Consider the following 23980-nt stretch of genomic DNA (forward strand, 5'->3'; position numbering starts at 1 on the left):
GCAATTGAACCGGCAGTGTAAACCAATTCAACCCTGCTGCCAGCCACCTGAGGCGTATTCAGCACAAAAATAGTCGCTGACAGCGGAGAAGGTTTACAGGATCAGCGTACAGCGGCGTCGATGGACGGCAACGTCAACCAATGCCACTGGGTGAGCAGATCGGTCACGGGCGCCAAAGTAAACTGTACGCACAGCAGCCCGACCAGCGTTAACACCACAGTATAGGGCAACGCCATCCATACCATTCGCCCATAGGATAAACGTACCAGTGGTGCCAGGGCGGAGGTCAGCAAGAACAGGAAGGCGGCCTGCCCATTTGGCGTGGCGACCGACGGTAAATTGGTCCCGGTGTTAATAGCGACCGCCAGCATTTCGAACTGTTTCAGAGAAATGGCACCATTTTCAAACGCGGCGCGTGCTTCATTAATGTAAACCGTACCGACGAACACATTGTCAGAGACTGAAGACAGCAGGCCATTGAACAGGTAAAACAGCGAAAGTTGAGAAGAAGGCTCTGCCTGCAGAACAAATTGAATCACTGGGGTAAACAGGTGTTGCTCAATGATCACGGCCACCACGGTGAAAAATACCGTCAGTAGAGCGGTGAAGGGCAGGGCTTCCTGGAAGGCTTTGCCGATGGCGTGCTCATCGGTGACACCACACAGGGAAGTGGCGAGAATAATCACCGACAGGCCAATCAGGCCCACTTCCGCAAGGTGAAAGGCCAACGCGACAACCAACCAAACGCCGATAAGTGCCTGGACCGCTAACTTAACCTGTTCTTGTTTGCTGCGCCCGGCAGTCGCCTGGCGGTCAAACTCTGTCAACACTTCGCGTACGCGATCCGGCAGTTTTGCCCCGTAGCCGAATATGCAGAAACGCTCAAGCAGCAGGCAGACCAACAGGCCGCAGACCAGTACCGGCAGAGTCACGGGTGACATGCGCAGGAAAAAGTCGACAAACCCCCAGTCGGCGCTTTTGGCAATGATCAGGTTTTGTGGTTCACCCACCATGGTCATTACGCCACCCAGCGCGGTACCGACACCTGCGTGCATTAATAGGCTGCGTAAAAAGGCACGGAACTGTTCCAGCGTCTGTTTGTTATCGTCGTTTATCAGCCCACTGTCATCATTGACGTCGGCATTGCCGCCGGACGGGTTCGACACCACGTTGTGGTAGATCGAATAAAATCCGGTTGCGACGCTGATAACCACCGCGACGACCGTCAGTGCATCGAGGAACGCTGACAATAACGCGGCCGCAAAACAGAATGCCAAAGAAAGCAGCATTTTAGAACGAATGTTCAGCAGTAGCTTGGTGAAGACGAACAGCAGCAACTGCTTCATAAAGTAAATGCCTGCCACCATAAATACCAGCAACAGCAGGACGTCCAGGTTATGAGCAATTTCCTCGCTTACACGGTCGGGGCTGGTCATGCCGATTAGCACGGCCTCAATCGCCAGCAAACCACCTGGTAATAGGGGGTAGCACTTCAGCGCCATAGCCAGGGTGAAAATAAATTCGACGACAAACAGCCAACCGGCAATGAACGGGTCGACGAAAAAGAAAACCAGCGGGTTGACCACCAAGAAAATAAGAATGGCCAGTTTGTACCAGTCAGGTGATTGCCCAAGGAAGTTTTTCACCAGGGCACTGCGTAAGGTCGTTTCCATTATGCGTTATACGTCCTGAAAATAAGTTATCGCATAATACCCTAACAATGCTGCCGGGGCAGTTGCAACCTGGGCTTGCTTTACGACGTGAAATTTCTCTGACGCGGTGTTTTTGCACAATTTTTGCCACTTTATGCACAGTTTCGTTTAATGTTTTTCGCTCACGCTATGTCATGCTTTGGCGATCTGGTATGATCAGCCGACTACTATTACTCATTATCGTCGCTACGGAACGTCAAACACATGGTCATAAAGGCGCAGAGTCCTGCCGGTTTCGCGGAAGAATACATTATCGAGAGTATCTGGAATAATCGCTTCCCCCCTGGCTCTATTTTGCCCGCGGAGCGTGAGCTTTCAGAGTTGATTGGTGTTACACGCACCACGTTACGCGAAGTTTTACAACGCCTGGCCCGTGATGGCTGGCTGACCATTCAGCATGGCAAACCGACCAAAGTAAATAATTTCTGGGAAACCTCAGGCCTTAATATTCTTGAGACAGTGGCACGCCTTGATCACCAAAGCGTCCCGCAACTGATCGACAACCTGCTGTCTGTTCGCACCAATATTGCGGCGATCTTTATTCGCGCAGCGGTGCGTAATCATCCAGAGGCCGCTCAGGAAGTGTTAGCGAAAGCCACCCAGGTGGAAGATCAAGCTGATGCTTTCAATCTGCTGGACTACGAAATTTTCCGTGGTTTGGCGTTTGCCTCCGGTAACCCGATTTACGGCCTGATTTTTAACGGCTTGAAAGGGCTATATACCCGCGTTGGCCGCTACTATTTCTCAAACCCTGAATCGCGCAAACTGGCGTTGACCTTCTACAGCAAGCTGTCAACGCTGTGTCATGAGAAGTCGTACGATCAGGTAATGGATTGCGTGCGTAACTACGGTAAAGACAGCGGTGCTATCTGGCAGAGCATGCAAGGCACCATGCCGAGTGATCTGACCGAAGCGCGTCGTTAACCAACATTCCCGCATGATGTAAAAGGGGCGCCAATGGCGCCCCTTTTGTTATGGTTGTAAGGCTATAACGGTGTGGGCCTCGGCGGACAACGCTCCAGTAGCTCGACGCTACCGTCTTCGTTTTGCTGTTCCAAAATAATGTCGAACCCCCACAAACGGTGTAAGTGTTTCATCACTTCACGCCGGCTCTTGTCCAGTGGCGCACGGTCCTGCGGGATATAGCGCAGCGTTAATGAGCGATCGCCACGTAAATCCACATTCCAGATCTGAATGTTTGGCTCGTGGTCACTCAGGTTATATTGCGCTGAAAGCTCTTCTCGGATTGCCCGGTAACCCGCTTCATTATGGATTGCCGCAATTTCCAGATAGTTATTACGATCGTCATCCAGCACGGTGAACAGCCGGAAGTCGCGCATGATCTTCGGTGACAGGAACTGGCTGATAAAACTTTCATCCTTGAAGTCACGCATGGCGAAGTGCAGCGTTTCCAACCAATCTTTACCAGCGATGTCCGGGAACCAATAGCGGTCTTCCTCGGTTGGCGATTGGCAGATGCGTTTGATGTCCTGGAACATGGCAAAGCCCAGTGCATACGGGTTAATACCGTTGTAATAAGGGCTGTTGTAAGGCGGTTGATACACCACGTTAGTATGGCTGTGTAAAAACTCCAGCATAAAACGTTCGGTGACCCGGCCTTCATCGTACAGATGATTAAGGATGGTGTAGTGCCAGAATGTCGCCCAGCCTTCGTTCATCACCTGCGTTTGCTTCTGCGGATAAAAATACTGGCTCACTTTACGCACAATGCGCAGAACCTCGCGCTGCCACGGTTCCAACAGCGGTGCATTCTTCTCCATGAAATAGAGGATATTTTCCTGAGGTTCACTTGGATAACGGCGAGCTTGCTCAGGGGCCTCTTCACGCTCGACACGCGGCAGGGTTTTCCATAGCGTATTTACCTGGCTTTGCAGGTACTCTTCGCGGCTTTTCTGGCGAGCTTTTTCTTCAACCAATGAAATCTTCTGCGGTCGTTTGTAACGATCAACGCCGTAATTCATCAAGGCATGGCAGGAATCAAGCAGCTTCTCTACCTCTTCAACCCCGTAGCGTTCTTCGCACTGGCTGATGTAGTGACGGGCGAACAACAGATAATCGACAATAGAACTGGCATCGGTCCAACTGCGGAACAAATAGTTATTCTTGAAAAAGGAGTTGTGCCCGTAGCAGGCATGCGCCATAACCAATGCCTGCATGGTGATGGTGTTTTCTTCCATCAGATACGCGATGCAGGGGTTAGAGTTAATCACAATTTCATAGGCCAGGCCTTGCTGCCCATGTTTATAACGCTGCTCGGTCTCAATGAATTTTTTACCGAATGACCAATGGGTATAGTTAATCGGCATGCCGACGCTCGAATAAGCGTCCATCATCTGCTCAGAGGTGATGACCTCAATCTGATGCGGATAGGTGTCTAGCTTGTAATGTTTGGCCACGCGATCGATGTGCTCCAGGTACACCTGCAGCAGCTCGAACGACCAGTCCGGTCCATCACTCAGACGTTTATCTTCCTTGACCTTGTCATGTGTTGAAGTAGTCATCAGCGCACCCTCGTTATTACGGACCTTGCTCAAACGGCAAACCCTAGATCAATCGTAGCTCAATCTGGGCAGAGGGAATAATGATATAAAGCTTAAAAATTCAACGATCTGTCTCGCCGATTCCCAATAATGATGTACCTGAGGGCTTTTATAGTGAGTTTTTTCTGCTGTAGGGGGGCTGAAGGCTTACAAAAGGTTATGGCAGTTTAATGTCATTTTTATGGTTTTTTATTCTGTTTATGTGCGGGTGTTTCATTTTTATGTTCTGTTAAATCCATGTTGCGTACTAGGGTTTTTTTCTATGCTATCAATGCTGTCATTGATAGCATATGGGTCATTGTTTCGCTCTAAAATCGGGCTTTCACAACATCTTATCGCTATTTATAGGTAGCTATTGCAAAAGAACCGGCCATGAACGATAAATTAATTGTGAATGTTGTCACGTTTGATGACTAAGATGTTGGACGGATTTTTCCACTGAGTTAATTTCCTGTGAGCAGAAGATTATGCTTTGTGATGCCTTGAGCTGGAGTCAGCGATGCGAGTGGTAATTTTAGGTAGTGGAGTTGTGGGTGTTGCGAGCGCCTGGTATTTGGCGAAGGCGGGGCATGAGGTCACCGTGATTGATCGTCAGCCTGGTCCGGCGATGGAAACCAGCGCAGCGAATGCCGGGCAAATCTCACCGGGCTATGCGGCTCCGTGGGCGGCGCCGGGTGTGCCGCTGAAGGCGATCAAGTGGATGTTCCAGCGCCACGCGCCGCTCGCTGTTCGTCTTGATGGCAGCAGTTTCCAGTTAAGCTGGATGTGGCAGATGCTAAAAAACTGCAATACTGAACACTATATGACCAATAAAGGGCGGATGGTGCGGTTGGCAGAATACAGTCGCGACTGTATCAAAGCATTGCGCCAGGAAACCGGCATCCAGTATGAAGGCCGCCAAGGCGGTACGCTGCAACTGTTCAGAACGCAGCAACAGTTTGAAAGTGCAGCGAAGGATATTGCTGTTCTGGAAGATGCCGGCGTGCCTTACAAGCTGTTGGAAGCGAACCAACTGGCCAGCGTTGAGCCCGCATTGGCCCAGGTCGCGCACAAGCTGACCGGCGGGCTTCAACTGCCAAACGACGAAACCGGTGATTGCCAACTGTTTACCCAGCAACTGGCTAAACTGGCACAACAAGCAGGAGTCACCTTTTTGTATAACCGCAGCGTTGATCGCTTGCTGGTTGAAGGCGATAAAATCAGTGGCGTACAGTGCGGCGGCGAAATCTTCAAGGCTGACAGTTACGTGGTTGCTTTCGGGTCCTATTCCACAGCGCTGTTGCGCGACCTCGTGTCGATCCCGGTATACCCGCTGAAAGGCTATTCACTGACCATCCCGATCACGGATGAGGCTGCTGCCCCATTCTCGACCGTACTGGATGAAACCTACAAAATCGCCATCACCCGTTTCGACCAGCGTATTCGCGTCGGTGGCATGGCGGAAATTGTCGGTTTTAATACCCAGCTTGAGCAAAAACGGCGCGAGACGCTGGAGATGGTAGTACGCGATCTTTACCCTAACGGTGGGCGGGTGGAAGATGCGACGTTCTGGACAGGTCTGCGCCCGATGACGCCGGACGGCACGCCGATTGTCGGTAAAACGTCGCTGAAAAACCTGTTCCTGAACACCGGACACGGCACACTGGGGTGGACAATGGCCTGCGGTTCTGGGCAGCTACTTTCTGATCTCATTTCCGGTATCACGCCGGCTATTCCTTCGGAGGACCTGGGGGTGGCGCGATACAGCGCTGGATTTCATAACCGCTACGCCGGCCCTTTAAATGATGTGCATCCCGCGCGTTAAGAACCCAATTTATTGATGTTGTCGTCACGGGCGTTGTCCCGTGACGGCATTCGCAGGCCCGTAGGAGTGCCCATGCCTCGCCCGATTTCCGCCACGTTGCACCTTGGCGCATTTGAAAATAACCTGCAGGTTGTTCGGCGTTTTGCCCCCAGCGCTAAAGTCTGGTCGGTCGTAAAGGCCAATGCCTATGGTCATGGTATTAAACATATTTGGCGCAGTTTGGCACAGACCGACGGTTTTGCTCTGTTGGATCTCGCTGAAGCCATTACCTTGAGAGAGTCTGGCTGGCAGGGGCCGATTCTTTTACTGGAAGGTTTTTTCAAGCCGCAAGATTTGGCCTTGCTCGATCGCTATCGTTTGACCACATCGGTGCACAGTGATTGGCAATTGTCGGCGATAGCTGAAGCTAAACTGTCGGCGCCACTGGATGTTTACCTGAAAGTGAACAGCGGTATGAATCGTCTGGGATTTGCACCGGAACGTTTGCACGCGGTTTGGTTGAAAGCGAGGGAGATAAGCAATATTGCGAACATGACGGTGATGAGTCATTTCGCCACTGCTGATGGCCCTCAGGGAGTGGTAGAGCAAATGAGGGTTGTTGAAGACGCGGCGTCGTCTATCCCTTTGCCGCGTTGTTTAGCTAACTCTGCCGCCACGTTGTGGCACCCAGAAACCCATGGTAGCTGGGTGCGGCCAGGTATTGTGCTCTATGGCGCTTCGCCCAGCGGGCAATGGCGTGACATTGCGGAGAGCGGTTTGCAGCCCACCATGACGCTGAGCAGCGAGATCATAGGGATTCAAACGTTGAAACGCGGCGATCAGGTTGGCTATGGTTGGCGCTACCGTGCCGAAGGTGCGCAGCGTATTGGCGTAGTTGCTTGTGGCTATGCAGACGGTTATCCGCGCCATGCGCAGACCGGGACACCTGTCTGGGTAGACGGTGTGCTGACGCGGACGTTGGGTACGGTTTCAATGGATATGCTGGTGGTTGACTTGACGCCATGCCCAAATGCCCAAATTGGGGCGGAAGTAGAGCTTTGGGGACGACGCCTGCCGGTTGACGATGTTGCTGCCGCGGCAGGCACGTTGGGCTATGAATTACTGACGGCGTTGGCCGCCAGGGTACCCGTGACCACTGAGGCTTAAAAGCCTCAGGCGACTTTCTTCAATTGACCTTTAATTTGCTTGCTGCGCTGCCGCGCGTGCAGCGCCAGCAGGCAACCCACCAGCATCACCAGTGCGAGTGACAGCTTGGGTTGCAACGGCAGTGCCATTGTCAATAAGCCTAGCCCCGCACCACCGGCCATCTGTACAAATCCCACCAGGGCAGAGGCAACTCCAGCCTCGTTAGAGTACGGCTCCAGCGCGTAGCTGGTTGCCGGCCCCATCATAAAGGCAAGCCCTGCGCAGGCACAGGCGACAGGCAGCATATAAGCCAGCCAGTGAGTTTGCGCCGGGCCTGGCAGCAAGAACACGCCAAGCAGCAATCCAACACAGCCGATGCCCATCAACAGCCCGCCGGTCGCAAGGCATACTGGCCGCCCGACCTTGTGAATAATCCGATTGGCGAAAAAACTCACCAGCATGATCCAAAAGCCGTTAGCGCCAAACACCAGTGAGAATTGCAACGGGGTTAGGCCGGCGGTTCCCATCAACACGTTAGGCGCTAGTGAAACATACGTCAGCGCCATCCCCATCGCCCCAGAGTTAACTACGGCGAAGGACAAAAAGCGGCGGTCGCTAAGAATTCGGGCATATTGTCGCACCGGTAATCCTTTGACACGCACAGTATCCGCCGGGCGAGTCTCTGGCAGCCGCAGGGCGATCAGTATCAAGACAGCCAGGGCGTAACACACCAGGAACCAGAACGGTGCGCGCCAGCCAAAGGCTTCAGCTAGCAGACCGCCGAGCAGCGGTGCCAGTGCAGGGATAATATTCAGCGTGCCGTTGAGAAAACCAAAGGCGCGCGCCGCATCGTCACCGTTCATTCGGTCACGCACACCGCTGAATGCCACTACCGCAGTGCAACAAACCGCGACACCTTGCAGCAGTCGCGAGGCAACAAACACCGTTGGCGTGGTTGCCAACGCCGCCATGGCCGCGCCAAGCATATAAATAACAATACCTGCCAACGCCACCGGCTTGCGACCGTAGTTATCCACTAACGGGCCGGCGATAATCTGCCCAAGGCCCAATACCAGAATGAACAACGAAATAGTGGACTGAATCAGCGCTTCGCTGCTGTTAAGGCCGAGAGCGATCGCGGGGATAGTCGGCAAATAAAGATCGATGCCCAGCGGGCCGAGAAGTACCAGGCTAAGAAGCAGAAACAGAAATTTTTGCATAACAAAAACAGCACGTCCGAGTGACAAAGAGGGCTAGAGTAGAGACTCTGGCGTTAAATAGAAAGGGGCAAAACATAGGCTGGTTATCGCTTCGCCTGTCTGCTCCGCTTACAGTGCAGAGTTTTTACGATAGTAAAGTGCTGAGATCGTATCTGCCACGTAGCGCGCCTGATGTTTGGCGTCATCCAAGGCGCGATGAGGCGTGCCCTCGAATGCCCGTTCCTTCTTGGGATTGAAACCCAGCAGTTCGGCCAGCGTGATCACGGTACGAACGTCTTGCGTATCCCAAAACTTCCAGGGGCACGGCATTTCAAGCTGCTGAAAGGCATGTTCGAGGATGGCGCAGTCGAATTCTTTACCGTTACCCCAGACTTTTACCGGGTCGGTGCTGTTCATATGGATAAACCGGCTCAGGTTGGTCAGCGTTCGTTTAAGTGTCTCAGTGCCACCGAAAGCCAGCTTACGGGCTCCATCTGATTGTTTCGCCCACCAGGCGACGGTATCCAGGCTGATGGTCCTGCCGGGTTGATCTTTTTGGCTACTCACGGCGTTTTCAAACTCGGCGCCCAGTTGGCCGGTTTGGGGATCGAAAAAGACAGCGGCAACGACCAGAATCACCGCGCTTGGCTTTATGTCCAGCGTTTCAATGTCTAACATGAGATGGTGCATTGGGGCTCCCGGCTAAGTGAGGTCGTGCATAATCTTACTACAAACCGGGCGAGGATGCGCCGTCAGGCCTGTATGTCTGAAATGACCGGCGGATTTAAAGAATACTTTGAAATAGTCTAAGGCAGGGTAACCGAGGTATGATACTCAGGGTTCTGTTGTCGGGTTGGTTCTATCGGTGAGAACGTTTATTTTCATTTTGTGTATGGTCGGTTATCTGCTGGTATTGAGCTACCTTGGCGTTTTTGTCACTGATAAAATATGTGAAAAGTCTAACAACTACACCAAAGTGTGCCGTCTGGTAGATATCTCCGAGCCTCACATCCCAAGACAATGACCGGCGCTCAGCCCAAATAATCGATGGTAATCAACGGCGTCAATATGCCTGCCAAACTAGCCAGTGTTATCCATTGCCGCCAGCCCAGGCGTGCCAACCAATCTTGACGCAGGGGTGGCGTTGCCAGTTGCCCTACGGCGACGGTGCCCGTAAGCAGCAGCGTCAGAAAAATAAATACCAGCCCACGGCTCCATGCATTGAATTCAATATGCAGTACATTGGCGTAATACAGTCGCATCAGAATGTAATAGGCCAACATAACCCAAGCGAAATGCGTGCGTTTTTTCAACACCTGATAGAGAATAAATGCGATGAACAGGCTGTGGCACACTGAGATCAACGGCGCTTCAATCGGGTGCCTGACACAGCCGTTATATACCGCCAGGTAAACATTAAAGATCAACTGTGCATAGACGGTATATATATACCAGCCATAGATGACTTTGAGTTTTTTGGGGGTTGGTGGTATAGGGCAATAGTCCGGTATCATTGAAGCCTCCTGAGCTGACTAGCGTTATAGCACCCAAAAACTAAATGAATTTGAAACGCCAAACAGGCTTTATTTTGGCCCCGAATGGGAACTAATCAAGGTATGTCAGGTCTGTATCGAACAATACGAGCTTTGGCGTTAATAGTTGAATTCTAATGGTAATTCATTGATATGAAAGATTATAAAAATAGCCGCTTCGCAGCGTATCTGTTGATTTTTACGCTGGGTCTTTATTTTTTGCTTCCGCCAATGCTGGTCGCTTTCTTTTTTAAGTGGTTTAACTTAAACCCTTTCGTCATTATTCGATTTTGGCATTTTAATCCATTCTCCGCCGATCGGGGCATTCCCATTTATCAAACCTTTATATACGTATTCGTCGTATGGGGTGGGTTGAATGTTCTGGTTTGGGGAACGCTGTTTGCGATAGGGCGTTTGTATGCCCGGTTCACCAGACCTCGTTGAAGGTCAGTACCCAATGCTGTAAAAGTTGTAGATACTAAGCACTTTTCAAAATATAATGATAATCGTTATCATTTTTGGCTGAAAAGGGTGAGAAGGGATATCCCTTATGCGCCACCCAATCCGGTACGTACCTGTCACATTTACTCCCATTCTATGGCCAGCCTTGAGCTGGCACTTTTTTTATTTTCAATAAGATATGTCCATTCTGACTATGGGGCACCTGTGGGCTGAGTCACTTCGGAGGTTCATAAAAAGCCAACGTATAGTGTAAATCATTATGGATAAAGAGAGTGATTATCATTAGTATTTACATTTTGTAAGCCTCTGTGGACGCATTACTCGTTGTAACGGGCGAGCTGGCTCATAGAGTGCGATTTAATGATATTTACTAGGGATTACAAGCATGTCGATTATTTTTCCTGTCAAAAGGTCGCGTGTTTTATGTGCATTCGCGATCTTCCTGCCATTGACGTCGTTAGCTGAAGATACGTTGGTCGTCACGGCAAAAACCGCAGACACGGCAGAGGCACAAACACAAGGCTACCAGGCCACTACCAGCCAGGGAGCCACTAAAATCGATACCCCCCTGGTCCTGACGGCGCAGTCTGTCTCGGTGGTTACGCGCAAGCAGATGACCGATCAGAGTAGCCAGACGGTTAACGATGCGTTGAAATATGCACCGGGTGTCTTTACCAATTTTTCCGGTGGTGCGACGCGCTATGACACCATTGCGTTACGTGGTTTTCATGGTGGTGACGTTAATAATACTTTCCTTGATGGTTTACGTTTGTTGAGTGACGGCGGCACTTACAATGCCTTGCAGGTTGACCCTTGGTTCCTGGAGCGTATCGATATTATTAAAGGGCCCTCGTCGGTGATGTATGGGCAAAGCATTCCGGGTGGGTTGGTCGCGCTCACGTCCAAGCGGCCGCAGTTCGACACGCAGGGGCACGTTAATCTCAGTGCCGGTAACAACAGCACTAAAGGCGGTGCCTTTGATGTGACAGGGCCATTATCGGATCAATGGGCTTATCGCTTGACGGGAATGACGCGCAGCAGTGAAACCATGTATGACCACCAGCGCGAAGAACGTTATGCTATTTCACCGTCATTACTGTGGCAGCCGGACGAAAATACCTCGTTGTTGTTAAAAGCCTATTTGCAAAAAGATCCTTCTGGCGGCTATCACAGCGCGGTGCCGGCTGATGGGAGCCTTTACTCAAGCTCAGGAGACAAACTGGGCCGAGGGTTCTTCGACGGCGAAAGCAGCCGTAATGTGTTCAAACGCTGGGAACAAATCTACAGCTACGCTTTCTCACACAGTTTTAACGATGTTTGGTCATTCCGGCAAAATGCCAGCTATACCCATTCCAATGTTGAATTACAGCAGGTATATCAGATTGGCTGGGATCCAGAACACCAATTGTTGAACCGCTATTACAGCGGTTCTGCGACCTCGTTGGATGCATTTGCTGTCGATAATCAACTTGAAGCTGATTTTGCTACCGGGTTGCTGGAACATAAAGTGATGCTGGGGCTGGATTACCAGCGCTTTCGTAACAATCTGTGGGATGAGTCAGCAGGGGCTTCTACGTTGAATCCCTATACCGGCGTGTCCGGTGGCGCGGGGTTAACCCATCTTACGCATACCGATTCCAGACGTCACTATGAGCAGACGGGGGTGTATCTACAGGATGAAATCAGTCTGCGGAACTGGTATCTGAATCTGTCCGGCCGTTTTGACCGCATAGATTCAAAAAATACGGTGCTCAACACGGGCACTAGCGATGCGCGTAGTGATGATAACTTCAGCGGACGTGCGTCGTTGCTTTATCATTTTGATAGTGGTTTTTCACCTTATGCCAGTTATAGCACGGCGGTGACGCCGGAGGCGCTGCCCGATCAGAACGGACATATGTTGAAACCGAGCACCAGCGAGCAATATGAGGTGGGTTTGAAATACCAGCCGCCAGGCAGTTCATCAATCTACAGCGTGGCGCTTTATGACTTGACGCAGAAAGATGTAGCCAACCGCGTTGTACAGCAAAGTTATTATCTGCCTGCCGGTAAGGTGCATTCTCAAGGTGTTGAACTCGAGGCTCGCAGCAAGATCACCGATCGTTTCGATCTGATTGCTGGCTATACCTATAACAAAGTGAAGTTCAAAGACGCAATTGATGGCAACGACGGCAATACACCGTATTTGGTGCCAGAACAAATGGCGTCACTGTGGGGAAAATACGCGACGGCTTACGGTGTTGAGGTGGGTGCTGGGGCGCGTTACATCGGTAAACAGTGGGCGGACAATGAAAATACGCTGCGTATTCCTTCCGTGACGCTACTCGATGCCTCGGTACGAATGAATTTAGACCGCGTTAATCCGTCGTTGAAAGGTGCCTATGTGCAATTGAACGTGAATAACCTGACGGACAGAGAGTACGTCGCTGCGTGTTACGGCACCGGTTATTGTTACTGGGGAGCGGAGCGTACCCTGGTGGCAACGGTCGGATACGACTTCTAAAGAAAGGGTAATATCGCCCCGTCGATGTTTGGCGGGGCGGTTTCTATAGCGTTAGAACAAGGAGAACATCAACACTACAGGCAAGCTCAGAGGCCAGGTCAAACCAATCGTTAATGCACTGATAAAACGAATCTTAATCGTGTCCCGACTGACCAGGTAGGTAAAAATCATAGAGACTAACAGGCCAATTAAATAAAAGTATTGTGTTGCAACCCACAGCGACGACATGAAACCGATCCCAGATGTATTTTTAAGCTGTGAATTCTAGGAGCTTAATTCTACATAATCAATGCTTATTAATTGTTTGTTCAATTTGTTATATATAACCACAAAATATGTGGATATATGTCCGTGTCGCTGGGTTTTCAGAGTATTCAGTAATGAGATGATTTGAAAATGTTAAGATAATGTAATATGTTGGTGTCATGTAGAACAACATGAGGTGCAATTATGAGCTTTTGGAGAATCGTATTTACCATCATCCTGCCGCCACTGGGTGTATTGCTTGATAAAGGCATCGGTGGGGCGTTTATCCTCAATATCATCTTAACCTTATTGGGCTACTTCCCAGGGTTGATCCACGCATTCTGGATCCAGACGAAGCAATAACTGTCTAATTTCCCGGTGTTTTCAATGGAAATGCATCCGTGAATGTCGTGTAGCACAATAAGCCCTGGCGTTTGTACATGCCGGGGTTTTTTATTTTATGGAACCCTAATGGATGTTGAGGCCATAGACAAACAGCCATGAAAACAGCATGGCCAAAAGGCCTGCGATAAAAAGGATAGAGATCATTTCCTTCATGTAAAACTTCCCTTTCGATTTTGGTGAAATTACTTCTTATTGTTTTTACATGAGATTTTAGATCGTAATGGGTATAAATCCTAGTTTTAATGTCAGCGAAGGAGTGCTTTGCCGCCAGACCAGCCCTAAGTATTGGAGACTTTCCCTTGGATATTCCTGTATTAGTCAGCGGTAGATTGGTATTACGCCCATTGGAACGCGCCGATGCTGGAGATATTCAGCGTTTGTTTCCACGATGGGAAATCGTACGTCATATGACATGCCAAATACCCTGGCCATACCCTGATGGTGCCGCGCTTGAATTTATCAATCATGTGGCATTACCGGCGATGGCGGCAGGGACTGGCTGGTTTTGGTCTATCCGGCGCCAAGAGGATGAACGGCATTTGATCGGTGTGATTAACCTGAGTCTTGACGGTGGCAGCAACCGGGGTTTCTGGCTTGCCCAAGAATGGCAACGTCAGGGATTGATGACGGAAGCCAGTCAGATCGTGACAGATTACTGGTTCAATGTGCTGGAGCAAACTGTGTTGAGGGTGCCCAAGGCAAAGGATAACCTGGCGTCACGATCTATTTCTATGCAGAGCGGTATGCGTGTGGTCGCAACAAAAGAAAATGACTATGTGGGTGGCCGCATGCTTACGGAAATCTGGGAAATAACACGTACCGAATGGAGTGCGAGGAGGGATGCCCCATAAGTTAACTATTCGGAGCTATTGCTGAAAACGATAGGTGTGCACTATATACAACAGGGCATATAAGGCGTTTTGATTCAGGGCAGAGGATGCTGAGAGGATCACAGCACTCAATGAACGAGTTTGACGTAGCGCCTCCACGTTAAAGAGGGAATCAGTAATGAAGACAAAACCCACAGTTGTCCTGGTTCATGGATTTTGGGGCGGTGCAGCGCACTGGAGCAACGTCATTACCGAATTGTCGCGTAAGGGATATGACTCCATTCACGCCGTAGAACTGCCGCTGACATCGTTGGCTGATGATGCTGAACGCACGCGTAAGATGGTCGCACAGCAGGGCGGCCCGGTGCTCTTGGTCGGACATTCTTATGGCGGTGCAGTTATTAGTGAAATGGGTAATCTACCGAACGTCGTCGGGTTGGTGTATATCGCCGCGTTTGCACCGGACGCGGGTGAAAGCGCGGGTGGAATTACGCAAGAACATCCTCCCGTTGCGGCAGTGAACCTAATGCCGGACAGTGACGGTTATTTATGGATCAAAGCGGATAAATTTCACGAAAGCTTCTGTCAGGATCTTGCTGCCGATGAAGCTCTGGTGATGGCTGTGACGCAAAAGGCGCCGTTGGCCAGTACCTTCGGTAATGCTATTACTGAGCCTGCGTGGAAGCACAAACCATCATGGTATCAAATCTCCCGTAATGACCGGATGATTGCGCCAGAGAATCAACAGCGAATGTCAGCGCGGTTAAAAGCGAAAAAAGTCATTACCTTGAATGCCAGTCATGCCTCTCTCGCTTCGCACCCTCAGGAAGTGGCGGCTTTAATTGATGAAGCAGCGAAGGCTTCGTAAAGGTTGTTTGCTTCAAGGCCCCACTGCCGTGGGGTTTTTCATTTATAGAGATTGACTGCTTAAATAATTTCTCTCCAGCTGCATCCAAAAGCATCTCCTCGTACGTATATCAGAATGTGAGGCAAAACTTTACCTCCCTTACCTTCGAGGAAATGGTCATGAAAAAGCTTATTACTGGCGTTTTATGTGCATCAGTCTTGTTCAGCGGTGTGTCTGCTGCTGCCATGATGGGTGATCAGGTTATGGTCGGTGGTGCAGCCATGTATCCGAGTAAAAATATCATCGAAAATGCGGTTAACTCCAAAGACCATTCAACCCTGGTGGCTGCGGTTAAGGCTGCTGGGTTAGTGGATACTCTGCAGGGGAAAGGGCCATTTACTGTCTTTGCGCCCACCAATGCTGCCTTTGCCAAATTACCGGCGGGTACCGTCGATAATTTACTGAAGCCGGAAAACAAGGCGTTGCTCACCAGCGTGCTGACCTATCACGTTGTAGCAGGCAGGTATGACATGAAACAACTGGAGAAAAAAATCCATGACGGCAAGGGAACAGCAGAATTGAAAACGGTGAATGGGCAACCTTTGTGGATCATGAACAATGGGCCACACAATATTCAGCTTAAAGATGGAAAGGGTAATATTGCGAATATCAGCACCTATGATGTGTTCCAGAATAATGGGGTGATCGATGTTATTGATACTGTCCTGATGCCTAAATAAATTGGGTCTATACTTGGTGCGGGTGGTCTGAGCGACAGCCCCCGCACCTTAATCAGGATGGGACATGACTGAACCCTTACCAGAACATGATGTGGCGATGATGAAAGCCATTGGACGTGGCGATCGCCAGGCTTTTGAACAACTCTATCGCCAAACGTCACCGCGTTTGTATTCCGTTGCCTTGCGTATCCTCAGGCGGCAATCTTGGGCAGAAGACGTGCTGCATGAGAGCTTCATCAGCGTATGGAATCGAGCAGCCAGTTACGATCCGCTGCTCAGTTCTCCACTGACCTGGTTGACACACATTGTGCGCAACCGCGCTATTGACTGGTTACGAAGTGCGGGCGGAAAGGCGGCAGAACGCGAGGATGAGCTGGTTGATTTTGATGGTGACGGTGACAGTTTCGCTGAACCAGCCGAGGCGTTGCAACGCTCGCAAGAGGGAGAAAAGCTCACGGCGTGTTTGGATCATTTGCCCACCGATCAACGACAAAGTATCGTGCTTGCATATTATCAGGGAATGTCGCACGGTGAAGTTTCCGTTTATCTTCAACAACCGCTTGGCACGGTTAAAAGCTGGATCCGCCGAGCTCTCGACCATCTAAAAGACTGCGTGGGATTATGAAAAACCGGGGGGAGTATGACTCAGCCCTGGCTGCGGAGTATGCGTTAGGCACGCTGCGCGGCCCGGCGAGATTCAAACTGGAACAGCGAATTCGCCACGAGCCAGAGCTGGCCGCATTGGTGGCACGTTGGCAGCAGTTATTAGCGCCTCTTGATCACGCGTTGATCCCGATAACGCCGCCGGAACGGGTATGGAAGAAAATCCAACTTAGCCTGCCACCGCTGTCACGCCAACGCCAGTGGCGCTGGGATTATCTCGCCTGGGCACTCGCCGCGGGTTTGGCCGCGGTGGTACTGGTGCCGCGTTTTATCGCACAACCGCCGGAGTTTACCCCCGCGTTGGTGCTGAGTAGCGAGCAACGCGGTAGCGAGCAGTGGATTGTCAGTCTCGACAAAGCGGTAAAACATCTGCAACTCACCCCAGTTAATCCACAACAAATTGCTGCGACAAACAGTCTGCAACTGTGGGCGATACCCGCCGGGGAAAAACCGGTGTCGCTTGGTGTGGTTGCGGCGAGAGACGTGACCAGGCTGACTCTGGATCAGATTCAGTTGTCCAAAGGAATGACTATCGCCATCAGCCTGGAACCTGCGGGTGGATCCCCCACTGGACAGCCTACAGGGCCAGTTCTGTATGCTGGGCAGCTCGTTTCACTGTAGTGACTTATGGGCCGTTGCGGCGGTCATTGCGCAAGCGGATTAAACCGGCTTACTGTGTTCAGCCGCGTGCATTGCCAGATAAGCCTGAATGTTGCGGTCTCTGATCCCCAGCGTCGCTAAAATTTCTGCCATAAAGCTGACGGGGGCACTCCCCGGCGCTGTCACAATACGTTGATCGGTCACGGCATAAGGCACGTCTTGATAGTGCGCACCTCCCCGATAGCCCGGTACTGACGACAGGTTTTCTGCCGAATTAGAGGTATGACGGCAGTTATCAAGCACGCCCGCCTGTGCCAGAACCCGGGTTCCGTCGCAAATTCCTGCGACAACGATATTCTTGCTGTATGCCTCAGCCACCAGGCCATTGATATCAGGCGCTTCTTTTGTCTGCCATGCCGTACCACCGCAAATGATTAACAAATCAATGTCGTCCAACGGGATGGCTTCGATCGACAATTGCGGCGTCACAAACATACCGCTGGAGGAGATGACCGGGTCACCATTTGGGGCCGCAAAGCGGATATCAAAACCATAATAACCGCGGCAAGTTGAGTTGATTAAAGCCGTTTCCCAATCGGAAAAGTTGTCAGTAATAACGGTGATAGCGCGTTTCATTGGTGCGTCTTTCCCTGCATTTGTTGGCGTGGAGCGAGGCGTTACCCCACGCAGGAGTACCAAGCTTAAAGGCTGCCACTGCCAATTTCTGTCAGTAGGGTTTGTGACGTGCTATCTCATTGTCTTGCCAAGGCTGATATCAAAAAAATCCCGCACAGCGGCGGGATTAAGGGATGATAGCGACAAACTGGATTCTATTCTGATTTTGGTGTGGTGTGTGTCCAGATGGCGACAGTACCGCAGCTAACTTTAAGCGACAAGGGGAAAAGACGAAATGACGCAGGTATCAGAATATCCTCAACAAAATTGCGACGTATTCATCCCGCCGAGATCACGGAATGTGTTGCAGAGAAGAGGATAGTGGGGCTGTAGATAAGCGTCAGGGTTGGTGCTGAAAGAACGTGCTTATCCTGCAAAAAAACAGCCGGCTAATGAGATTAGCCGGCTGCGATTCACAATGTTAATTACACGGTCTGCTTGTGGAATAGTTCGCGGAATACGGGGTAGATATCATCCGGTTCGCGGATATGCTGCATGGCAAAGTTTTCGAATTTCGCCTGCAAGTCTTCATACTCCCGCCACAGCGTCTGGTGGGCGCGACGCGTGATTTCGATGTAGCTGTAATAACGCACCATGGGCAGCAGCTGTTTTGCCAACAACTCATGACACAACGGTGAGTCATCGGCCCAGTTGTCACCATCTGACGCCTGTGCAGCATAGATGTTCCATTGCGCAGGGTCGTAACGCTCTTCAACCACTTCGTTCATCAGTTTCAGCGCGCTGGAAACGATAGTCCCACCGGTTTCTTGCGAATAGAAGAACTCCTGTTCATCCACTTCTTTTGCCTGAGTATGGTGACGGATATAGACGACATCTACGTTTTTATAGGTTCTGCTCAGGAATAAATAGAGCAGGATATAGAAACGCTTAGCCATGTCCTTGGTGGCCTGGTCCATTGAGCCGGAAACGTCCATCAGGCAGAACATGACTGCCTGGCTTGAAGGTTCCGGTCTGCGCTCATAGTTTTTGTAACGCAAATCAAACGTATCAATAAAGGGCACGCTTTCGATTTTTTTGCGTAATTCAGCAATTTCTTTGCGCAGCCTTTCCTCTTCCAGCAGTTGCACCGGTTCGGTGTTTTCCATCTGGGTGAGTTCGTCCTCCAACGCATGTAACGCGCGTCGTTTGCCGGCGGTCATCGCAGTACGTCGCGCCAGCGAATTTTGTAGCGAACGGACCACGCTAATATTGGCCGGTACGCCGTTGGCGGTGTAACCAGCCCGATGGGTTTTGTATTCTGTAAGCTGCTTATACTGGTTCTTTTTCAGATTCGGCAGCGCCAGATCTTCAAACAGCAGGTCAAGATATTCGTCCTTGGAAATTTGGAAGACGAATTCATCCTCGCCTTCACCGTCTTGGCTGGCGTTACCTTGACCGCTGCCACCGCCCCCGCCACCCTGAGGGCGTTCGACACGGTCATTCTGCACGAAATGATCGTTACCTGGATGAACGCGATGGCGTGTGCCACCGCGACCCTGATGAAACATTGGTTCGTTGATATCACCAGTGGGGATCGAGATGGATTCTCCACTGTTTACGTCGGTGACCGAACGCTTGTTGATGGCTTCGGCAATCGACTGTTTGATTTGCGACTTGTAACGGCGCAAGAAACGTTGGCGGTTAACCATGCTCTTGTTTTTGCCATTAAGCCGTCGGTCAATAAAATACGCCATACATCCCCCAAACGACGTTGCCAACTTGCTATGCCATCTCCATGACGCTAATTCTCATTATATCCGCCATACTTGAGGCTGTATTTTGGTTGGTTTCCCGGCTTACCCCAGGCCACGTACTCTTTGTACGCACCCGGGGATAGGCTCAGTTGCCGTCGATACAACCGCCAACGACTTTGGATATAGTCGTTATGAAGACTTCCTGACCCGCAGATACCATTCACACAACAGACGCACTTGTTTGCGGGTGTAGCCTTTTTCCATCATACGGTCGACGAAGTCGTCGTGTTTCTTCTGCTCATCCGTTGAGGTTTTAGCGTTAAACGAAATCACTGGCAGTAACTCTTCGGTGTTCGAGAACATTTTCTTCTCGATCACGGTACGCAGCTTCTCATAGCTGGTCCAGTTAGGGTTACGACCGCTATTATTAGCCCGGGCACGCAGCACGAAGTTGACTATTTCGTTGCGGAAGTCTTTCGGATTACTGATGCCAGCGGGTTTTTCGATTTTCTCCAGTTCAGCATTCAGGGACTCGCGATCGAACAGTTGCCCAGTATCCGGATCACGGTACTCCTGATCCTGGATCCAGAAATCTGCATAGGTCACGTAGCGGTCGAAAATGTTCTGGCCGTATTCCGAGTAGGATTCCAGATAGGCCGTTTGGATCTCTTTACCGATAAACTCGGCGTATTTCGGGATCAGATAGCCTTTCAGGTGTTCCAGGTATTTCTCTGACAAATCCTGTGGGAATTGCTCGCGTTCGATCTGCTGTTCCAGTACGTAGAACAGGTGTACCGGGTTAGCAGCGACCTCAGCGTGATCAAAGTTGAACACCCTTGAGAGGATTTTAAATGCAAAACGGGTGGACAGGCCGTTCATGCCTTCATCAACCCCTGCATAGTCGCGGTATTCCTGATACGACTTGGCTTTCGGATCGGTATCCTTGAGGCTTTCGCCATCATAGACGCGCATCTTAGAGTAGATGCTCGAGTTTTCAGGCTCTTTCATGCGTGAAAGCACGGTAAAGCGAGCCAGCGTTTCCAGTGTGCCAGGGGCGCATGGGGCATGGGTCAGTTCGCTGTGATCCAGCAGTTTGTCGTAGATTTTTATCTCTTCCGACACCCGCAGGCAGTACGGGACCTTAACGATATAAACACGGTCCAGGAATGCCTCGTTGTTTTTGTTGTTACGGAAGGTCACCCATTCGGATTCGTTGGAGTGGGCCAGAATAATGCCGCTGAACGGCAGGGCAGAAATCCCCTCGGTACCGTTGTAGTTACCTTCCTGGGTGGCAGTCAGCAGAGGGTGCAGCACCTTGATCGGTGCCTTGAACATCTCTACGAACTCCATGATCCCTTGGTTGGCACGGCAAAGGGCGCCGGAATAGCCATAGGCATCCGGATCGTTCTGCGCGTGGTTTTCCAGCTTGCGGATATCCACTTTACCTACCAGCGCAGAAATATCCTGGTTGTTCTCATCACCCGGTTCTGTTTTGGCGATGGCGATCTGTTCCAGGATGGAAGGGCGCACTTTCACCACTTTGAATTTGGTGATGTCTCCGCCAAATTCATGCAGGCGTTTAGCCGCCCACGGGGACATGATGGTACCGAGATAGCGATTAGGAATGTTATATTCTTTTTCCAGAATATTGGCATCTTCCTGCGGATTGAACAGGCACAGCGGATGATCGTTGACCGGGCTGCGTTCTCCGTTGGCACTCAGTGTGTAAATCGGTACGAGTTGCATCAGCGCCTTCAGGCGTTCCGCCAACGATGATTTCCCGCCGCCCACAGGGCCCAACAGGTAAAGAATTTGTTTTTTCTCTTCGAGGCCCTGCGCGGCATGCTTCAGATAAGAGACTATCTGTTCGATAGCTTCTTCCATGCCGTAGAACTCTTCGAATGCCGGGTAGCGTGCGATCACGCGGTTGGAGAACAGGCGAGACATGCGCGACTCAAGCGCGGTGTCGACCATAACTGGTTCACCGATAGCCATCAGCAGACGTTCGGCCGCATTGGCATATGCACTGCGATCTTGCCGGCAAATGGTAAGAAAGTCCTGCAGTGTGAACTCTTCGTCCTTGGCAGCTTCGTAGCGCTGGCGATAGTGGTCAAATATGTTCATGGCGATGCCCGTCCTTTCGTTATTAGCACAGGTTAAAGGGAGCTAGTGATAGTCTTGTGGCCCCCGAAAGAAGAAGTTATCCCTGAGTACAGCAACCCGTATGCCAACTTGGTGCGCTTATAATCGCGAGTTGCGCTGTATTGCCACTGGCTCAGGATTCATTCACCTTCTGATTTAAGCTTAGTTTGCATACCGGAAAATTTCCTGCGTCATAAAAAGCTTTTTTTAAGTCATATCAATGACTCAGTTATTACAGGCGTATCAAATGCCTTGTCTGGCGCGGCCTGCGGCAAAAAACGTCACTGTTCTGCCATGATTAATTCATATTTCTGTTCTAAGTTATTCGATCTTAGTCGTTTTCCATTGTAAAGATTCAGCGCGTAACGAATTTTTCACATAAACTATGTCCGCAATTAACTCTGTTATTTATGGAAAAAGAACCAGTGAAGATTTTTCAACTCAAAACGCTAGCAATTATCGCTTCCGCAATGGTTTGTGCGCAAAGTGTTCAGGCAGGAACTTGGTCACTCGGTGCTTCCGCACTGGTTAGTCCGGACCCGTATCGTGGTTATCAGGACCGCGTGTACCCGGTACCCGTTATTAATTATGAAGGTGACGACTTCTACTTCCGGACGCTGACTGCCGGTTATTACCTGTGGAAAGATCAGGAAAATCAACTGAGCCTGATGGGCTACTACTCGCCGTTGGGTTACCGCCCAGGTGACAGCGACGACGATCGCATGAAGCAGTTGAACAAACGTCGCGGCACGCTGATGGCCGGCCTGGCTTATTCGCATTTTGCCGAGTGGGGCATCCTGCGGACGACGTTGACAGGTGATACGCTGAATTACAGCAATGGTATCGTCGGTGATCTGGCCTATCTGTACAAATTTGATCTGGACGCCTTTACCTTGGTACCCGGAGTGGGTGTGATGTGGAGCAGCAAAAACCAGAACAAATACTACTTTGGCGTGAGTGAAGACGAGTCTCGCCGCAGTGGTCTTGACAGCTACACGCCGAGCGATAGCTGGGCACCTTATGTTGAGCTGAGCGCTAACTACAAGATCAACAAGGATTGGGATGCCTTCTTTGTCGGTCGCTATGTCAAACTGTCTGACGAAGTGAAAGATAGCCCAATGGTGGATAAATCTTACACCGGGCTGTTGATGACAGGCGTGAAATACAGCTTCTAATCCAGCTGCGCACAAATAGCGTGCAACATGTGCATCAAAAAGGGGCGTTTACGCCCCTTTTGCACATTCTTGGTGCAGTAACGGAAGGCGGTCTTATTGACCGCACTAAGAAAGACTACGCGTTGCTACGGATGCGGAAGGTCACAGCCAAACGTGCCGGTTGTTCACCTGCGGCCACCAGAGGCTTGCTGACGCGACCTGTTTCCACGCAAACCATGGTTTTATAACCGTCGTTTGGCATATCTGCCATGCTGCAAGACAATTCCACCCCTGGATTCCAGGCAATCACATCACTCATATGGTGATGATGAACCTCAATGGTGCGCCGCAGCGATGCGTCCTTAATCAGACTGTATGCATCTGGCTTGGTGTAAACCCGGTCAGTTTGCCCCACGAAGGTCACATCGCCCACCTGGCGTGCTTCTGAACCGCCAGCGACCTTATCGATATAAGTCTCACCGAGACCGGCAACGTTAACTTGTGCAATATCACCGATCTGGAAATACGTGTGCAGCGCAGCGGTTGCCTGATAGTCACCATGTGACTCCAGTTCTATCTCGCATTCTTCACCCAGCTTAAAGCGAGCAATCAGCGTAAAGGCATGAGGCCACAGGCTACGAGTTTGCTCATTGTCTTTCAGCGTGAATGTCAGTATGACGCCGTTCTCGTCTTCGTCATGCGCCGTCAGGCTCCACGGCTGATTGCGGGCGAAGCCGTGTGAGGGTTTTGCCACCGGGCCAAACCAGGGCCAGCAAATAGGCACGCCACCGCGGATGGCATTGCCTTTTTTAAACGGCGTGTTGTTGCTCAGCCAAATAGCCGGTTTTTCACCGCTAGGTTGCCAGGCCAACAGATGTGCGCCTTGCAACGAGATTGCTGCGCGTACTTTGGGGTGGGAAACGACCACCACAGGCAGTTCGTCGAGTTGACGTTGGCTGATGTAAGGTGAAATTTGTTCGGTAACGGGTAGGGTGAAAATCTTTTCGTTCATCAGATTGCCTTTTGTTCGCCGTAGAAACAAAAAAGGGCGACACAAATGTCGCCCTCATCATCACTTAACATCAA

General features: G+C 50.8%; 22 protein-coding genes. 12 read left to right on the top strand and 10 right to left on the bottom strand.

All coding sequences use genetic code 11. The features are described from left to right. Positions 1-101: 101 nt before the first annotated feature. Positions 102-1673, bottom strand: a complete 1572-nt coding sequence (gene nhaB, locus AC2FC2_RS24615) for a sodium/proton antiporter NhaB (RefSeq protein ID WP_490660052.1) — start codon at positions 1671-1673, stop codon at positions 102-104. Positions 1674-1916: 243 nt separating this feature from the next. Between nhaB and fadR the strand changes: the two genes are divergently transcribed. Continuing rightward, positions 1917-2636 (top strand): fatty acid metabolism transcriptional regulator FadR, encoded by a 720-nt coding sequence (gene fadR / locus AC2FC2_RS24620; RefSeq protein WP_037419750.1) that lies wholly within the window; start codon positions 1917-1919, stop codon positions 2634-2636. 62 nt (positions 2637-2698) lie between these two features. Here the strand turns inward: fadR and AC2FC2_RS24625 are convergent, their stop codons facing one another. Next, entirely contained in the window at positions 2699-4234 is a 1536-nt protein-coding gene (locus tag AC2FC2_RS24625; RefSeq protein WP_037419977.1) for a SpoVR family protein, read from the bottom strand. Positions 4235-4772: 538 nt separating this feature from the next. Between AC2FC2_RS24625 and AC2FC2_RS24630 the strand changes: the two genes are divergently transcribed. Both AC2FC2_RS24630 and dadX read left to right on the top strand, forming a co-directional pair. Next, positions 4773-6077: a D-amino acid dehydrogenase gene (locus AC2FC2_RS24630; RefSeq protein WP_265553613.1), complete on the top strand. Its 1305-nt coding sequence runs from the start codon at positions 4773-4775 to the stop codon at positions 6075-6077. Between the two features lie 72 nt (positions 6078-6149). After that, positions 6150-7223 (top strand): catabolic alanine racemase DadX, encoded by a 1074-nt coding sequence (gene dadX, locus AC2FC2_RS24635; protein WP_209633946.1) that lies wholly within the window; start codon positions 6150-6152, stop codon positions 7221-7223. 5 nt (positions 7224-7228) lie between these two features. Here the strand turns inward: dadX and AC2FC2_RS24640 are convergent, their stop codons facing one another. From AC2FC2_RS24640 to AC2FC2_RS24650, 3 genes are all read right to left on the bottom strand, one after another. Further along, positions 7229-8422: a multidrug effflux MFS transporter gene (locus AC2FC2_RS24640; protein WP_490660053.1), complete on the bottom strand. Its 1194-nt coding sequence runs from the start codon at positions 8420-8422 to the stop codon at positions 7229-7231. Between the two features lie 108 nt (positions 8423-8530). Then, positions 8531-9091, bottom strand: a complete 561-nt coding sequence (locus AC2FC2_RS24645) for a 3'-5' exonuclease (protein ID WP_209633943.1) — start codon at positions 9089-9091, stop codon at positions 8531-8533. Between the two features lie 341 nt (positions 9092-9432). Further along, positions 9433-9915: a hypothetical protein gene (locus tag AC2FC2_RS24650; RefSeq protein ID WP_265553607.1), complete on the bottom strand. Its 483-nt coding sequence runs from the start codon at positions 9913-9915 to the stop codon at positions 9433-9435. A 171-nt stretch (positions 9916-10086) separates the two neighbouring features. Here AC2FC2_RS24650 and AC2FC2_RS24655 point away from each other — a divergent pair, with 171 nt between their 5' ends. Both AC2FC2_RS24655 and AC2FC2_RS24660 read left to right on the top strand, forming a co-directional pair. Further along, positions 10087-10377, top strand: a complete 291-nt coding sequence (locus AC2FC2_RS24655; RefSeq protein WP_209633939.1) for a hypothetical protein — start codon at positions 10087-10089, stop codon at positions 10375-10377. Between the two features lie 403 nt (positions 10378-10780). Beyond that, complete coding sequence (locus AC2FC2_RS24660) at positions 10781-12898, top strand: TonB-dependent siderophore receptor (RefSeq protein WP_490660054.1); 2118 nt, start codon at positions 10781-10783, stop codon at positions 12896-12898. Positions 12899-12949: 51 nt separating this feature from the next. Here the strand turns inward: AC2FC2_RS24660 and AC2FC2_RS24665 are convergent, their stop codons facing one another. After that, positions 12950-13126, bottom strand: coding sequence for a GhoT/OrtT family toxin (locus AC2FC2_RS24665; protein ID WP_012145459.1), 177 nt, complete (start codon positions 13124-13126; stop codon positions 12950-12952). Positions 13127-13348: 222 nt separating this feature from the next. On the opposite strand from AC2FC2_RS24665, the gene AC2FC2_RS24670 reads away from it, so the two are divergent. The 6 genes from AC2FC2_RS24670 to AC2FC2_RS24695 all read left to right on the top strand — a co-directional run bounded on the left by AC2FC2_RS24670 (position 13349) and on the right by AC2FC2_RS24695 (position 17250). Continuing rightward, positions 13349-13507: a YqaE/Pmp3 family membrane protein gene (locus AC2FC2_RS24670; protein ID WP_006322621.1), complete on the top strand. Its 159-nt coding sequence runs from the start codon at positions 13349-13351 to the stop codon at positions 13505-13507. A 341-nt stretch (positions 13508-13848) separates the two neighbouring features. Continuing rightward, a complete protein-coding gene (locus AC2FC2_RS24675; RefSeq protein WP_404759429.1) occupies positions 13849-14400 on the top strand; it encodes a GNAT family N-acetyltransferase in 552 nt (183 codons plus the stop codon). Between the two features lie 157 nt (positions 14401-14557). Continuing rightward, on the top strand, positions 14558-15247 hold the full coding sequence (locus tag AC2FC2_RS24680; RefSeq protein ID WP_404759430.1) for an alpha/beta hydrolase: 690 nt from the start codon (positions 14558-14560) through the stop codon (positions 15245-15247). A gap of 158 nt (positions 15248-15405) precedes the next feature. Then, entirely contained in the window at positions 15406-15966 is a 561-nt protein-coding gene (locus AC2FC2_RS24685; RefSeq protein WP_209633935.1) for a fasciclin domain-containing protein, read from the top strand. Positions 15967-16030: 64 nt separating this feature from the next. Next, positions 16031-16591 carry an RNA polymerase sigma factor gene (locus tag AC2FC2_RS24690; RefSeq protein WP_490660055.1) on the top strand — a complete coding sequence of 187 codons (561 nt, stop codon included), beginning with the start codon at positions 16031-16033 and terminating at the stop codon, positions 16589-16591. Then, positions 16588-17250 (top strand): anti-sigma factor, encoded by a 663-nt coding sequence (locus tag AC2FC2_RS24695; protein ID WP_209633933.1) that lies wholly within the window; start codon positions 16588-16590, stop codon positions 17248-17250. The genes AC2FC2_RS24690 and AC2FC2_RS24695 overlap by 4 nt, the downstream gene beginning before the upstream one ends. Positions 17251-17289: 39 nt before the next feature. Here AC2FC2_RS24695 and AC2FC2_RS24700 read toward each other — a convergent pair whose 3' ends face one another. From AC2FC2_RS24700 to yeaG, 3 genes are all read right to left on the bottom strand, one after another. Next, a complete protein-coding gene (locus AC2FC2_RS24700) occupies positions 17290-17865 on the bottom strand; it encodes a type 1 glutamine amidotransferase family protein (protein WP_490660056.1) in 576 nt (191 codons plus the stop codon). A 464-nt stretch (positions 17866-18329) separates the two neighbouring features. After that, entirely contained in the window at positions 18330-19598 is a 1269-nt protein-coding gene (locus tag AC2FC2_RS24705) for a YeaH/YhbH family protein (protein WP_209633931.1), read from the bottom strand. Between the two features lie 189 nt (positions 19599-19787). Further along, positions 19788-21722 (bottom strand): protein kinase YeaG, encoded by a 1935-nt coding sequence (gene yeaG / locus AC2FC2_RS24710; protein WP_209633930.1) that lies wholly within the window; start codon positions 21720-21722, stop codon positions 19788-19790. 428 nt (positions 21723-22150) lie between these two features. On the opposite strand from yeaG, the gene AC2FC2_RS24715 reads away from it, so the two are divergent. After that, entirely contained in the window at positions 22151-22915 is a 765-nt protein-coding gene (locus tag AC2FC2_RS24715; protein ID WP_265553586.1) for a MipA/OmpV family protein, read from the top strand. Positions 22916-23030: 115 nt separating this feature from the next. On the opposite strand, the gene AC2FC2_RS24720 is transcribed toward AC2FC2_RS24715, so the two are convergent. Further along, the gene (locus tag AC2FC2_RS24720) at positions 23031-23906 is read right to left on the bottom strand and encodes a D-hexose-6-phosphate mutarotase (protein ID WP_490660057.1); all 876 of its coding nucleotides are present in this window, start codon (positions 23904-23906) and stop codon (positions 23031-23033) included. Positions 23907-23980 lie beyond the last annotated feature (74 nt).

Source organism: Serratia sp. CoH_122_TC_1, assembly GCF_058191755.1.

Coding starts and splice junctions, on each gene's coding strand:
- nhaB (WP_490660052.1), bottom strand. CDS start 1,673: ATGGAAACGACCTTACGCAGTGCCCTGGTGAAAAACTTCCTTGGGCAA.
- fadR (WP_037419750.1), top strand. CDS start 1,917: ATGGTCATAAAGGCGCAGAGTCCTGCCGGTTTCGCGGAAGAATACATT.
- AC2FC2_RS24625 (WP_037419977.1), bottom strand. CDS start 4,234: ATGACTACTTCAACACATGACAAGGTCAAGGAAGATAAACGTCTGAGT.
- AC2FC2_RS24630 (WP_265553613.1), top strand. CDS start 4,773: ATGCGAGTGGTAATTTTAGGTAGTGGAGTTGTGGGTGTTGCGAGCGCC.
- dadX (WP_209633946.1), top strand. CDS start 6,150: ATGCCTCGCCCGATTTCCGCCACGTTGCACCTTGGCGCATTTGAAAAT.
- AC2FC2_RS24640 (WP_490660053.1), bottom strand. CDS start 8,422: ATGCAAAAATTTCTGTTTCTGCTTCTTAGCCTGGTACTTCTCGGCCCG.
- AC2FC2_RS24645 (WP_209633943.1), bottom strand. CDS start 9,091: ATGCACCATCTCATGTTAGACATTGAAACGCTGGACATAAAGCCAAGC.
- AC2FC2_RS24650 (WP_265553607.1), bottom strand. CDS start 9,915: ATGATACCGGACTATTGCCCTATACCACCAACCCCCAAAAAACTCAAA.
- AC2FC2_RS24655 (WP_209633939.1), top strand. CDS start 10,087: ATGAAAGATTATAAAAATAGCCGCTTCGCAGCGTATCTGTTGATTTTT.
- AC2FC2_RS24660 (WP_490660054.1), top strand. CDS start 10,781: ATGTCGATTATTTTTCCTGTCAAAAGGTCGCGTGTTTTATGTGCATTC.
- AC2FC2_RS24665 (WP_012145459.1), bottom strand. CDS start 13,126: ATGTCGTCGCTGTGGGTTGCAACACAATACTTTTATTTAATTGGCCTG.
- AC2FC2_RS24670 (WP_006322621.1), top strand. CDS start 13,349: ATGAGCTTTTGGAGAATCGTATTTACCATCATCCTGCCGCCACTGGGT.
- AC2FC2_RS24680 (WP_404759430.1), top strand. CDS start 14,558: ATGAAGACAAAACCCACAGTTGTCCTGGTTCATGGATTTTGGGGCGGT.
- AC2FC2_RS24685 (WP_209633935.1), top strand. CDS start 15,406: ATGAAAAAGCTTATTACTGGCGTTTTATGTGCATCAGTCTTGTTCAGC.
- AC2FC2_RS24690 (WP_490660055.1), top strand. CDS start 16,031: ATGACTGAACCCTTACCAGAACATGATGTGGCGATGATGAAAGCCATT.
- AC2FC2_RS24695 (WP_209633933.1), top strand. CDS start 16,588: ATGAAAAACCGGGGGGAGTATGACTCAGCCCTGGCTGCGGAGTATGCG.
- AC2FC2_RS24700 (WP_490660056.1), bottom strand. CDS start 17,865: ATGAAACGCGCTATCACCGTTATTACTGACAACTTTTCCGATTGGGAA.
- AC2FC2_RS24705 (WP_209633931.1), bottom strand. CDS start 19,598: ATGGCGTATTTTATTGACCGACGGCTTAATGGCAAAAACAAGAGCATG.
- yeaG (WP_209633930.1), bottom strand. CDS start 21,722: ATGAACATATTTGACCACTATCGCCAGCGCTACGAAGCTGCCAAGGAC.
- AC2FC2_RS24715 (WP_265553586.1), top strand. CDS start 22,151: ATGGAAAAAGAACCAGTGAAGATTTTTCAACTCAAAACGCTAGCAATT.
- AC2FC2_RS24720 (WP_490660057.1), bottom strand. CDS start 23,906: ATGAACGAAAAGATTTTCACCCTACCCGTTACCGAACAAATTTCACCT.